The organism is Peristeroidobacter soli, assembly GCF_004138485.1.
In the GTDB taxonomy this organism is placed as follows: domain Bacteria; phylum Pseudomonadota; class Gammaproteobacteria; order Steroidobacterales; family Steroidobacteraceae; genus Steroidobacter; species Steroidobacter soli.
Genome location: NZ_ML142848.1, coordinates 335,112 through 347,571, shown reverse-complemented (window position 1 = coordinate 347,571; position 12,460 = coordinate 335,112). Strand labels below are relative to the sequence as shown.

Annotated in this window: 9 protein-coding genes; 8 read left to right on the top strand and 1 reads right to left on the bottom strand. The window is 62.9% G+C overall.

The window, feature by feature from the left end:
- Positions 1-36 precede the first annotated feature (36 nt).
- From EKO19_RS01335 to EKO19_RS01300, 8 genes are all read left to right on the top strand, one after another.
- Positions 37-1,488 (top strand): hypothetical protein, encoded by a 1,452-nt coding sequence (locus EKO19_RS01335; RefSeq protein ID WP_129774614.1) that lies wholly within the window; start codon positions 37-39, stop codon positions 1,486-1,488.
- Between the two features lie 186 nt (positions 1,489-1,674).
- Entirely contained in the window at positions 1,675-2,784 is a 1,110-nt protein-coding gene (locus EKO19_RS01330) for a YcaO-like family protein (RefSeq protein ID WP_157995056.1), read from the top strand.
- Positions 2,772-3,422, top strand: coding sequence for a TfuA-like protein (locus EKO19_RS01325; RefSeq protein WP_129774612.1), 651 nt, complete (start codon positions 2,772-2,774; stop codon positions 3,420-3,422). The genes EKO19_RS01330 and EKO19_RS01325 overlap by 13 nt, the downstream gene beginning before the upstream one ends.
- A gap of 184 nt (positions 3,423-3,606) precedes the next feature.
- A complete protein-coding gene (locus EKO19_RS01320) occupies positions 3,607-4,224 on the top strand; it encodes an RNA polymerase sigma factor (protein WP_157995055.1) in 618 nt (205 codons plus the stop codon).
- Positions 4,221-5,189 carry a FecR family protein gene (locus EKO19_RS01315; RefSeq protein ID WP_129774610.1) on the top strand — a complete coding sequence of 323 codons (969 nt, stop codon included), beginning with the start codon at positions 4,221-4,223 and terminating at the stop codon, positions 5,187-5,189. The genes EKO19_RS01320 and EKO19_RS01315 overlap by 4 nt, the downstream gene beginning before the upstream one ends.
- A gap of 56 nt (positions 5,190-5,245) precedes the next feature.
- Positions 5,246-8,410 (top strand): TonB-dependent receptor, encoded by a 3,165-nt coding sequence (locus EKO19_RS01310; RefSeq protein ID WP_129774609.1) that lies wholly within the window; start codon positions 5,246-5,248, stop codon positions 8,408-8,410.
- Positions 8,411-8,427: 17 nt separating this feature from the next.
- Positions 8,428-10,923, top strand: a complete 2,496-nt coding sequence (locus EKO19_RS01305) for an alpha/beta hydrolase family protein (RefSeq protein ID WP_157995054.1) — start codon at positions 8,428-8,430, stop codon at positions 10,921-10,923.
- Positions 10,924-10,972: 49 nt separating this feature from the next.
- Entirely contained in the window at positions 10,973-11,830 is an 858-nt protein-coding gene (locus EKO19_RS01300; RefSeq protein ID WP_129774607.1) for an HpcH/HpaI aldolase/citrate lyase family protein, read from the top strand.
- On the opposite strand, the gene EKO19_RS01295 is transcribed toward EKO19_RS01300, so the two are convergent.
- Positions 11,827-12,456, bottom strand: a complete 630-nt coding sequence (locus EKO19_RS01295) for a GntR family transcriptional regulator (RefSeq protein ID WP_129774606.1) — start codon at positions 12,454-12,456, stop codon at positions 11,827-11,829. The two genes, EKO19_RS01300 and EKO19_RS01295, sit on opposite strands and share 4 nt — an antisense overlap.
- Positions 12,457-12,460: the final 4 nt, after the last annotated feature.

Genomic DNA, 12,460 nt, shown 5'->3' with positions numbered 1-12,460 from the left:
ATTGACTCCAGGGGTGGCACACCGTAGCATTCCGGCATGGTGGCCGAAACTCAAACGCTGAACATGCAATGCGAGCGCGCGCTTCGGTTGCTGGCGCGTGGCAGTCGCATCAAGAGCCGTTTGGCTGTGGAGATCTACGGCGAGGACAACACTTCAACGCGCTCCATGATTTCGCGGCTGTCGAAGCAGTTGATGGAGAACGGCTGGGCGACGGAGACCAGACAAGGTCGCGAGCGATTCATGGAGATCACGCCGAAAGGGCGTGAGCGTATCGGCGCCACTGACGGTCAATCGAGCAAGCAAGAGCCCGTCCCCCCGATACCGAGTCTGACAGAGGCATTGGAATCGCTGCGTCCGTCCGGCGATCAGCCGTTTCATCCACACGATCGTCCGCGCTTTCACTTGCGGCACGCGGCTCTGCTGGCACTGGCCGAGCTTCGTGGCACAGGTATTCGAACCGTTGCCGACGAGCACTACGAGGCGATGCTTCGTACGCTGGTGCACGATGACGGTGGATCGGAAACTCGTGACAAGAAAGTATTCACTTCGCTGGCAGCTACCTGGCCCGGCAGCGACCGCCGCAAACGGCTGACGAATTGCTTGGTGAACTTCCAGTATCCGGATCCGAACAGCCGTCGTGAAACCGGGCCGGAGTTCGTGCTGCTCGCCGACAAGATGACCTCGGGCGCGGAGGCCATTCTCTGGGCCTCCGGTGCCATCGATCTGGCTCATCATTATTCCTTCGCGCCCGCTTCGCAGATGGATCGCATGACGGCGCGCAAGCTCTTGCGCCAGGCCAAGGAGCTGCTGGACAAAACGAGCCTCGAATATCCTGCGATGCGCGTCGCCGCCGCTTACCGCCTTGGCAAGCTGGGCAAAGTTGCCACGGTGGGTTGGAGCTGGGACGGTCACGATGTCGCGGAGGAGCGGCAGCCGCGGACCGAAGCCTCTGCGCACAACGAGGATGAAGCTCTGCAGTCGGTGCTCGAAACGATGGATCACGCCGTGATTCGGGCTGGACGCTTCAATTTCGAGCTCGAATCGTACGAAGGCGCGTTGCGGAGTTATTTGGGACGCTGGGTTCTGCTCGCCCTTCCGTCGAGCGAGTGGGTGTTCCGCCGCGCTGGCGGTCTGGACATCGCGCATGCGATCGAGGATTGGGCTGTCGATGTGCGTGAACGCGGACTGCTGGGCGAGTTGCTGGTGTCGCGGGTCAGAGATCAGGAAAATGCTCCGCTACGGCAGCGGCTGAAAGATTTTCTGAGAGTCGGCGAGCGCTACCGGCAGGAAAAGGTCGGCATGCAACTGGAGCCGTACATGGCTCAGGCACAGGCCCTGCTCGGGGAGAGTGTGTCGGTCCGGCTGGAACCGGAGGTGTTCGATCCCAAGGCCGCTTACTATCAGCGCATGCTGATGAACAATTTGTGGAATCCGGAGATGGTCGTTGCGCATACCATGGCAGCGGCAGTTACAGGAGTAAGCTCGTGAACAGGTCAAACCATTCTTTTTCGCAAACCCGGGCCGTGACACCCGCGCCGCTTTCACAGCCTCGGTCGGCAACACAGCAATCCGAAAAGTGGTTGCAGATCGAGCGAGCGGGTGCGACGCCGGGCGGTGCCGGTGCCCCTCCCTCCAAGAGCTGAGAGCTGGTGCCGCGCGCTGCCAATCGAGCGCGTGGCAGCCATCCTGGAATCGTCCGCGCCCACTTTCGGTGTGGCACGGACCGGCAGCATCACACGACTCGATGGAATTGGGATTGCAACCGCCAGTGCCGTGCGGAGGGATCCGATCGGTGAGTCTGTCAGTGTCAGCACGGGCAAAGGCAGCAACGAGTTACATGCTCGTGTAGGGGCGCTCGCGGAAGCGCTCGAACGCTATTGCGCCGAGCCCCGCGGGCGGGTCGCGATTCGCACGGCGCCGGCGAGCGCTCTCGATGGTCGAGTCTTGTCTCCCGAGGCGCTGATCCTTCCTGATGGACTCAGCGGCACCGAAACAGTGGATTGGTGCGAAGGCCGGACGATCGACGGCGATTTTCTATGGGTGCCCGCCAACGCGGTGTTCTTTCCCTATCAACCGAGCGAGAGCGCGGTGCGCCTGTGCGCGGCCAACACTACCGGACTCGCGGCTGGGGCGACGCTCGAGGAAGCACTCGTATTCGCCCTGTTGGAATGTATTGAGCGCGATGCCTATTCGCGTGCAGTGGCGTTGGCCACGGTGGGGCAAGGAGATCGTGTTCCCGTGGTCGATCTGACTTCGGTGCGCGAATGTGTGCCCGCTGAGCTGCAAGCAATTCAGTCGCGTGGCCATGACATTTTGGTGCGCGATCTTCACTGCGATACAGATGTGCCATGTTATCTGTGCGTGATTCACGACGGCGTTCTTGCACACATGGGCGTGGCGGCTCGGCCCGACGCCGTGGAGGCGCTGCGCGCAGCTCTGCAAGAAGCCGCACAGAGCCGGCTCACGGATCTGCAGGGTGCGCGCGAGGATTTAGTGGATCGTCATGAGCTCGAGCCAACCGACCCCTGGTTTTTGAGCGCCGGGGATGCGCGTGCCGTTCCGGTTCGCGAAGGATGGAATGGCGCTTCTGCATTCGAAGTACTCCAGGGATTGCAAACACGTCTGTGCTGTCTCGATCTTCCCGCGTCGGTGAGCTGGGTGGATTTGAGCCTGCCAACCGTGAGTCTTACGGTGGTGCGTGCAATTGCGCCGGGCCTCGAGGTTTGGGCGTTCGATCCCTCCCGGGTCGGAGCGCGAGCGCGCGGCTGGTTATGCCTGGCCTGATCGTTTTTGCGGGACCGAGCCTGCGTGCGCCGCGGCCGAATGTTCCGGATGTTCTGTTCCTGCCGCCTGCCGCTCGTGGCGATTTGTTACGCGCGGCGAGTTCGGGCGCTCGCGCGATCGGGCTCATCGATGGCGTATTTCACCAATCACTTGCCGTAACTCCGGCGGAAGTGCGTGCGGCCGCTGCCACCGGGGCGCGACTCTTCGGTGGCGCCAGTCTGGGAGCGCTACGTGCTTGCGAATGCTCGAGCGACATGCGCGGCGTGGGAGAGATTTGGGCGGCATTTGCCCGATGCGAACTCACGGATGATGATGAAGTCGCCGTCACGTTCCTTCCGGACTCGTGGGAACTCGTTTCCTATCCGCTGGTGCAGATCAGGGAAGTCGCTCGCTTGGTGCTCTCGGCCGCTCCCCAATGTGAGGAGTTGGCGCGTCAGTTCGTGACCGCTGTGCGTGCCTTGCCGTTTCAAGAGCGCACGGTAAGTGCGGTGAAACACGCGGCCACTGCATTGATCGCTGGCGGTTTCTCCTGGGACCAACTCCATCTGTGGCTGACCGACGAACATTTCGATGTCAAACGGCGTGATGCATTGGCGGTGCTGGAGGCAGTGCGTGGCATCGGCGCCACGCAGCTGTAAGGGTCCGCCAGCCGTTCGCTAGAATCGAACAATAATGACCCTGGGCTGGAAAAAATCCACGCCTGCAGCGTCTCAATCGGCAGGGACGATTTCGCGACGGTCCGTCGCGACAGGTGCCGCCTCGCTCGTCGGGGAGGTGGCGGAGTCAACAGTCCGCCGTGAGGTGTGCCGGCCAGGGTCGATGATGGGTGATGCGTCAACGCCGAAGCCGGCGCTGTCGGAGGTGCTGCCATTTCGCACGCCTCGAAGCGCCGAAGAATCCCGCCCGGGTCAGTTCCCCGTGACGCCCTCGGTGTTCGACCTCCGGCGGCTGTACCGGGCGCATTGGCAGGAGCTGTGTCGTTATGTCAGTCACACCTTCGGGGCCGGGCCGCCCGAGCCTGAGGATGTGGTGCAGCTGGCGTTCACTCGGTACGCCGCGCTCGACTCGCCCGAGCGCATCCAGAATCCCCGCGCTTTCCTGTTCACGATGGTTCGAAACATCGTGCTCGATTACCGGCGTTCGCAGGATCGGGCCGATCGGTACGCTCGCGACGCGCTCGCTCAGGCCGGCGCGGCGCCGTTGCAGGACGCGTCTCCTGAGCGCGTCGTGATGGAGTGGCAGCGGTTCGACGCGATCAACGCGGCGCTCAAGAAGCTGCCGCTCAAGCAGCAGCAGGTGCTCGCGATGAGTCGCGTTCACGGCATGACGTACGAGGAGATTGCCAGTCGCACGGGTTGGTCGCTCGCCGATATCAGCCGTCAGCTGGTGCGGGCGGTCGCGGCGCTGGATGCCGCGTTGAAGGAAATGGAGTCGCCATGAGGCAGGAGCAGAAGTCATCCGCGGTCGGCATGATCGATGAACGGGCGCGTCGCTGGCTGGTGCAAGTGCATGGCGGTGCCCTGACGGCGCCGGAACGTGCGGAGTTCGAAGCCTGGCTCAGTGCCGATGTCGCTCATCGAGACGCTTATCGGTGCGTCGAACAACTCTGGCGCGATGTGAGCGTGGTCGGAGCACTGAGCGATGTGGACGTGAGCAAGGCCGCATTCAGCCGGCGTCGTACCCATTGGTCGTTGGCGGCGGCCAGTGTCGTGCTGGCGGTGGCGCTGACGTTCCTGTTGCTCACGACGGGCGGCACGGTATATCGCACAGGTAGAGGCGAGGTCCGTGAGCTCGCGCTTGCTGATGGCAGCCACGTCACGCTCGGTGCCCGGTCGAAATTGCGGGTCACATTCGTCGACACCGAGCGTCGTGCCGATCTCGAAGCCGGCGAAGCGTTTTTCTCGGTCGCCAAAGATCGGACGCGGCCGTTCTATGTTCGCGCCGGCGACACCATGGTGCGCGTCGTGGGCACGCAGTTCGACTTACGTCATGGTGCTGGGAACGTGCACGTCGCGGTGAAAGAAGGCGTCGTTGAAGTGATGCCCGCGGCTCATGCTCAGCAGCCGGACGCGTCTGTCAGCAAACGCACGCTGACGGCGGGGCAGGAAGCGGTCTCGTCGGGAGCTGCGATCGAAGTGCATTCGATCGTGGCAGTGGAGGCGGGGGCGTGGCGAGTGGGGCGCTTGAGCTACGAGAACACGCGGCTCGCCGAAGTCATCGCCGATGCGAATCGATATAGCGACAGCGAGATCGTATTCGCCGACGATCGGCTGCGCGAGGTGCCGGTCACTGCCGCGTTTCGCACCGATCAGATCGACACCATGCTCGACAGTCTGGCGGGCTCTCAGCCCATCGTCGTCGATCGCAGCCGCGCCGGAAGGATCGTGTTACGCGCGGCACGCTGAAAAAAATCCGAGGCTGCATCGTCACAAGCAGCACAACGATAACCTCGGGGAGTGACATGCGAGTTCGATCATTGCTGCTGCTGGCCTGTGTGTGCGCGACGTCCGTGCACGCCGACGAAAGCAAAGTCTTCAACATCCAATCGCAGTCGCTGGCCAAGGCGCTGCTGGATTTCTCCGCTCAGTCCAATGTCGCCATCATGGCGCCGGGCCCGCTGCTCGAAGGCAAGCAGGCGCCCGCGGTGTCGGGCTCGATGCCGCCGCTGCGAGCGTTGGAGCAGTTGCTCAGAGGCACGGGTCTGACATCCAGAGTCAACGAGCAAGGCGCGGTCGTCATTTCCGCCGAGGCGAAGACCGGCGCGCATGTGAGAGATGCCGTCAGCGCCCAGTTACAGATTGCGCAGGCCGAGTCGACCGTCAAACCGGAGCGTGAAACGAAGAGCAGCGACGACGCGACATCGGCAACCGGTGCCATCGGCACGCCAGCGGACTCGCCGCGCGACCGCATGGCCATGCCTGAAATTCTCGTGACCGGCTCGCGAGTGCTCAACATGGACATCGCCCGCAGTCGCGACGATTCGCAGCCCTATGTGATTTTCGACCGGGCCACCATCGAACGCTCCGGTGCCACGAATCTTGGCGACTTTCTCAGGCAGCGCCTGCCGATGAATTCGATTTCGGGCTCGCCGTCGCAGGCGGGCGGCGGCAACGGCAATCAGAGTATGATTGCGTTGCGCGGCCTGAGTCCCAACGAAACGCTGATTCTGATCGACGGCCACCGCGCGGTGAATCCGAGCGTTCAGGGCGTGCCGGCGCAGTCGGACATCAATGGCATTTCCATGGCGGCAGTCGAGCGCATCGAGATCCTGCCGACGACGGCTTCGGGCATCTACGGCGGCGGGGCGACCGGCGGCGTGATCAACATCATCATGCGTCGCGACTACACCGGCGTGGAAACACGCATGACGTATGAGAACTCGTTCGCGAGCGATACGGCTCAGCGCAAGATCGATGTGAGCGCCGGCTTCACACTCGAAGATGGCAAGACCTCCGTGCTGCTGGCCGGCTCGTACTCGGATGCCAATCCATTTCTGATGGATGAACGCGATTACATGCGCAACGGACGCTTGCGCGTGTTCGCCAACAATCCCGGCTTGTTCCTGAATTCAGCGACGCCACCGCTGGGCTACACCACGAATATCCGCAGCGCGGCCACCAATCCCGACGGCACGCCCCGGAATCTGACGCTCGACGACGGCACACCACTGAATTCGCCAATCGTGAATGTGCCGGTCGGATACGCGGGACTCGCGGCAGCGGGTGATGGCGGTCACGCGTTTCTCACCGAGGCCGGACAATATAACTTCGATCTTGCTCGTACCCGACAAGGCGTCTCGGCTCCGGCCAACGGCAGCGGAGCTGGCCGTGCACTGGTCGCCGATCCCGAAGTCAAAACGTTTTCAGCGACGATCCGGCGACCGCTGACCGACCATATCAGCGCGTTTCTGGATCTGGGCGCGTCCAACAACGATGGTCTCTATGCTTCCAACCAGGTGCAGGGCGTGTACAGCATCGCCGCCAATGCGCCCAACAATCCGTTCGCTCAGCCGATTCGCGTGACGGTGCCGCTGTCTTTTGGCGATACCTATTCGATTCACACCAACAGCCAGCGTCGTGCCATGGGCGGCCTGATTTTCCAGCTGCCGGGCGCGTGGACGGCGGAGACCGACTACACCTGGGATCGCTCGCGCAGTTATTTTCGTAACGCTTTCTCGGCGACCTCGGCGCTTGCGACCGCGATCAACTCGGGTGCCATCGATGTGTTGCGCGATCTGAACGACCATCCGGTGGACATGGCGGCGTTCCTGAATCCAGCGTCGCTCCCGACGCCGTACTACGCCACGTTCCAGGACGCCGTCGTGCGCCTGAGTGGACCCGTTCTGCAATTGCCCGGCGGCCCGGTGATGCTGTCGACGATGATCGAACACAGCACGCTGGACATCGATGAGGCGCGCCAGACCAGTTCGGCCGGCGTCACCACGGTTTTTCCTGGACGCATGCAAGCGGTGAACAGCGCCTATCTCGAAGCGCGGTTGCCGCTGATCGGCCCGGCGAACGCGAAGCCCGGCGTGCGTGAACTGGAGCTGCAACTTGCCGGACGGTGGGACGAGTACACCATCGACGCCGTCACGGGCTCCTACACCGCAGGCTCGAACACACGATTGTATCGTGGCGAGAAACAGCTGAGCTCCGTCAATCCCACGATCGGCCTGCGCTACGTGCCGGCACCGAGCTGGATTCTGCGCGCCAGTTTCGGCACGGGATTTCTGCCGCCGGACGTGAACCAGCTGGCACCCATCGTGATTCCGGGACTGTCTGTGTCAGTCCTCGATCCGCGTCGTGGCAACGCCGCTGCCAGTCCCAGCATCGATGGCGGTGTGGGCAATCCGAATCTGGATCCGGAAGAATCACGGAGCTGGTCGGCGGGCGTCGTGTTCTCGCCGCTGCAGCTACCGGCGCTGCGCATGTCGCTCGACTACACGCGTATCAGCAAGAGCAACGCGATCACCTTCCTGCCTCAGCAGCAGCTGGTCGATAACGAAGCTCTGTTCCCTGAGCGCGTCGTGCGCGCCGCGCCGGCACCGGGCGATCCGTATGGAGTCGGACCGATCACGTATCTCGACCTGTCGCGAATGAATATCGCGCGCACGCGTTTGGAAGCGTGGGATTTCTCGGTGGACTATCGATTGACGACTGCCTCGCTCGGCACTTTCGATTTCTATGCGCTCGGTACGCGTCAGCCGCACTTCGAAACGCAGTTGCTGCCGGGTCAGCCGTATGTGGAGAACGTCGGCATCACCGCCGGCTATCCTTCGAAGCTCAAAGGCAACGTCGGCGTGGATTGGAGCAACGGTCGCTGGCTGGCGGGCTGGACGGCGCGTTACATCGATTCGTATCTCGTGAGCACCAATGCCGGCGTCCGGCTGAGTCAGGGCGGCGACGGGCGAGTGGACTCGCAGTTGTTCAACGATGTGTATGCGGGCTACCGCACCGGCGGCTTGGGATTGCAGTGGCTGTCGAACATCGAAGTGCGTCTGGGCGTGAGAAATGTATTCGATGAGGCGCCGGCGTTCGACGCAGGCAACTCCTCGAATCTCTACTACAGCTTCTATGGCGACCCGCGCGGCGCCACCTATTACCTCTCACTCAAGAGCAATTTCTGATGCCGCTCACAGCAGGTATGAAGGCCGCACGAAGAGTCGCGGCGGCGGCACTGCTTTGCGCGGTGTCGGTGGGATCGATCGCGCGGCCGTTCACGGTCGACGATGCGCTTCGCATGGAGGAGATCGGGCCGGGGGCCTTCACGCCCTCGGGCGACGCACTCGTGTTCGTGCAGGCACCGCCGCTCGAGGAGTTTCCGGACTTTGGCATGATGATCATTCCTGGACCGAGGTTTGGACATCTGATGTCGGTCGAGACCAACGGCGACGCGACGACGCGTCCGTTATTGCCCATCGATCCTGCCGCCGTTCGCGCGTTGATCAACCTTTCGCCGGATGGCAGGTATGTCGCGTATCTGGAAGCAAAGGAGGGCGAGCTGCGGTTGGGGGCGGTGGATCGCGAGACGGGCGAGTCGCGACTGTCGGAGGCGTTGCCCGAGCTGAACTATATTCACAATCTCACACCGATATGGGCCGGCGACAGCAAACTTTTGTTCGCCGCGCGTGCGCCGGGCAGCTTGCCGCCATTCATTCCGTATCTGCGACGCGCGACGGGCGAAAAGCTGGCGGCGGAGTGGCGCAAAGCCTGGAGCGGAACAGAGGTGTCCGCCAGCGTCTATCGAAGCCGGCGCGACGGTGGTTCGAGTCCGCCGCTGTCCGGTCGATTGGTGGCGTTCGACGTGCGCGATGGATCGACGGCGACGTGGGCCGAAGGACTGTTTTCCGATCTGCGCCTGGCGCCGGGCGGTCGTCATGTGGTCGCCATTCAGCAGTTCGAGAAACCTCAGATGCCGGTGGACGGGCTCGGCAACAACTGGGTACCGGGGCGCGGCCGATTGGCGTTGTTCGAAACGGCGACGACTCGTCGCATCGATGTGGACGCCAGGCTCGATGCAATGCCCGGCACGGTGGAGTGGTCCGCCGATGGACGCAGGCTCGGCTTCTTTGCGTGGCATGACGAGGAGGACAGTCAGTCTGGCGTGTTTCGTACATTCGATGTCGCCAGTCATCGCCTGCAATCGCTGCCTCACACCGGCCTCGACCTGGTGAACGAACGCGAGTTCGGGCCGCCCGCGAAGCCGATGCGTTTCGTTTGGATCGGTGCGGACATCGCCGTGCCGGCGCGGCCGAATCCGCCCGGTGTGTCGCAGCCGCGCTTCTCGAATCGTGGCGTCACCGGGCGTGATTTGAACGTCGATCCCGGCCGATTCGACTGGTACTGGCTGAGTGCGTCGCAAGCTCCCCGTAATCTCACTGCGCGTTTCGGCGCAATTTCGCCGTGGGCGGCGGGGAATTCATTCATCGTGCTCGAGAACAGAATTCACAAACTGGATGCTCGCGGCCGAGTACGGACGGCATTTGCAAACATCGAGATCGAAACGGCGCCGCTGGCCTCGAATGCCGCTCGCAGCCGCGAACCATTCGAGTCCCGCGTCGTGTACAGCGAGAAGACCACCGGTTCGTTGGTGACATTCGATCTGGAGCGCGGGACCGTGAAGCGCGTCGAGCTGCGTGACGGCCGGCCCGAGGCGGTTGCGATTTCGATGGCGGGCGACATGGTTGCCTATCGCAAAGTGCAGCCGCGAGGCACCGAGCTGGTGCTACATCTGCCTCGTGACCGGGAGCAAGTCGTTGCGAAGATCAATGGCCTGCTGGCCGACATCGATCTGCCGACGAATCAGCGTATCAAGTATCCGGGGGCCGGTGGCGAGGTCGTTACCAGCTGCCTCACATTGCCGCCGCAGGCGAAGTCGGGGCAGCGGTTGCCGACGATGGTGTACGTGTATCCGAGCAGTCGGCCGCGTTGTCCCGACGTGCCGGATCTCCAGGGGTTCACGTATGAGAACCGTGCACCGCTGGTGTCGCATGGGTATGCGTTACTCAACGTGGCGGCACCGATGGTCGCGACGCCGGAAGGCGGTCCGCTCGATGGTGTCGTCGCAGCCGTGGATCGTGCCATCGACGCTGCGGTTCAAACGGGCTACGTCGATCCCGAACGCCTGGCGGTGGTCGGCGCGAGTGGTGCGGGATTCACGGGCGTATGGCTCGCCGGTCACAGCACACGATTCAAAGCGATCGTGTCGATCAACGGCATCGCCAATATCCAGAGTCATTACTTCGGCATCGGTGTGGCCGACCTGTTCTATCCAGCGGTGTCGTCCTGGCAGGGCGGAGCGACCCGCTATGAAAGTCTGGATCAGTTCGGACTGGGATTCTCGCCGTGGGATGACCCGGCGTACTACTGGAAGATCAGTCCCATCGCGTACGCGAGGCAGGTTCAGACGCCGATTCTGCTGGTGAGCACCGACATGGACGTCGGCGGTTTCTCGCAGCAGTACGACGACATGTTCGTGGCGTTGAAGCGTCAGCGCAAAGAGGTGGACTACGTGAAATATTGGGGCGAGGGTCACGGCCCGATGAGTCCGGCCAACGTTCGCGATCTCACACGGCGCACGCTCGAATGGCTGGATAAGTATCTGAGTCCGGCGCCGGAGCGGCGCGTGACGAGCGGGTGACGTCGCTTCACGTCAAGAGTCACGCGCCGGCGATGTGCCATGCTGAGTCATGAAGCTGTTACGTTCGCTGTTGTTCGCGCCTGGAAATCATGCCCGTCGCATCGAGAAGGCGTTCACGTTGCCCGCGGACGTGGTCATTCTCGATCTGGAAGACGCCTGTCCCGTCGCCGAGAAAGTCGCCGCACGCGGCGCTGTAGTCGCAGCACTGCAGAAGCCGCGTGCCGCGCTCGGTTACGTTCGTACCAACGCATTGTCCACTGAGTTCGGCTACGGCGATCTGTGCGCGGTCGTACAGAAGGGCGTCGACGGCATCGTGCTGACCAAGGTCGATTCGCCGGATCAAATCAAGATCGCCGACTGGCTCATCTCACAATTGGAACGTGAGCGCGGGCTGGCGCAGGGCTCGGTCGATCTGATTCCCTTGATCGAGACTGCCGCGGGCGTGTCGCATGCCGAAGCAATTTCTCGTGCCGCTGCTCGCGTGAAGCGATTCGCGTTTGGTGCGGGTGATTTCACGGCGGACCTGGGCGTGCGCTGGTCCCGTGAAGAAATCGAGCTCATCGCATTTCGCAGCTCGCTGGTGCTGGCTGCGCGGACGGCGGGGATCGAGCCGCCGATCGATCTGGCCTGGCTGAATACCAAGGACGAGGAAGGTTTTGGCAATTCGCTGCGATGGGCACGCACCTTGGGATTCCAGGGCAAGCTGTGCATTCATCCGGATCATGTCGAGCCGATCAACCGCGCGTTTTCTCCAACGGAGCAAGAGATCGCCCGGGCACAGCGCGTCGTCGATGCATTTCGTGAGGCCGAGGCGCGGGGCTCGGCGGCGTTCGTGCTGGACGGGGCGATGATCGACTATGCGATCGTTCTGCAGGCCAATCGCACGTTACAGGCGGGGCGTCGTTAGGGCGACTTCTTCAGGACGCCGAAGCCGGATTCGATGTGCTTGCGCATGGCGAGCACGGCGGCCGAGGCATCCCCGTCGATCAGGGCCTGCAGAATTTCATCGTGTTCTTTAGCGGCTTCGTCGCCCCGACCTTGCACGGCGTTGATCAGATCGAACGGGTAACGGGCCCATAGAATCTGCACGAAATGCAGGGTCTGGGGCATCTGCGCCACGTCGTAGAGCCGACGGTGGAAGCGATAGTTCACGCCTCTGGCCGCGGGCCGATCGCCACGCGCGAACGCTTCTTCGAATTCCTTGGCCAGCGCGCGCAGCTCGGTCAGGTCCTGCGCCGTGACTTTCTCGGCGGTGCGCCGGATGAGCCTCGATTCGAGCAGTAGCCGCAGCTCCAGAACTTCCTCGGAGGCGGCTTCGTCGAATGGCACGACCGAGGCGCCCCGATGGGAATCGCCCGTCACATAGCCTTCGGCTTCCAGCAGCTTCAACGCCTCGCGAACCGGCGTGATGCTCAGCTGGAGGCGCTCGGCGATCTCGGCCTGTTTGAGTCGCGAGCCGCGGGGGAACATTCCGGAAATGATGCCCTCCCGCAGGAAGTCCGCGACTCGTTCCTCTTTGGTTCGAAAGTCCATGGGG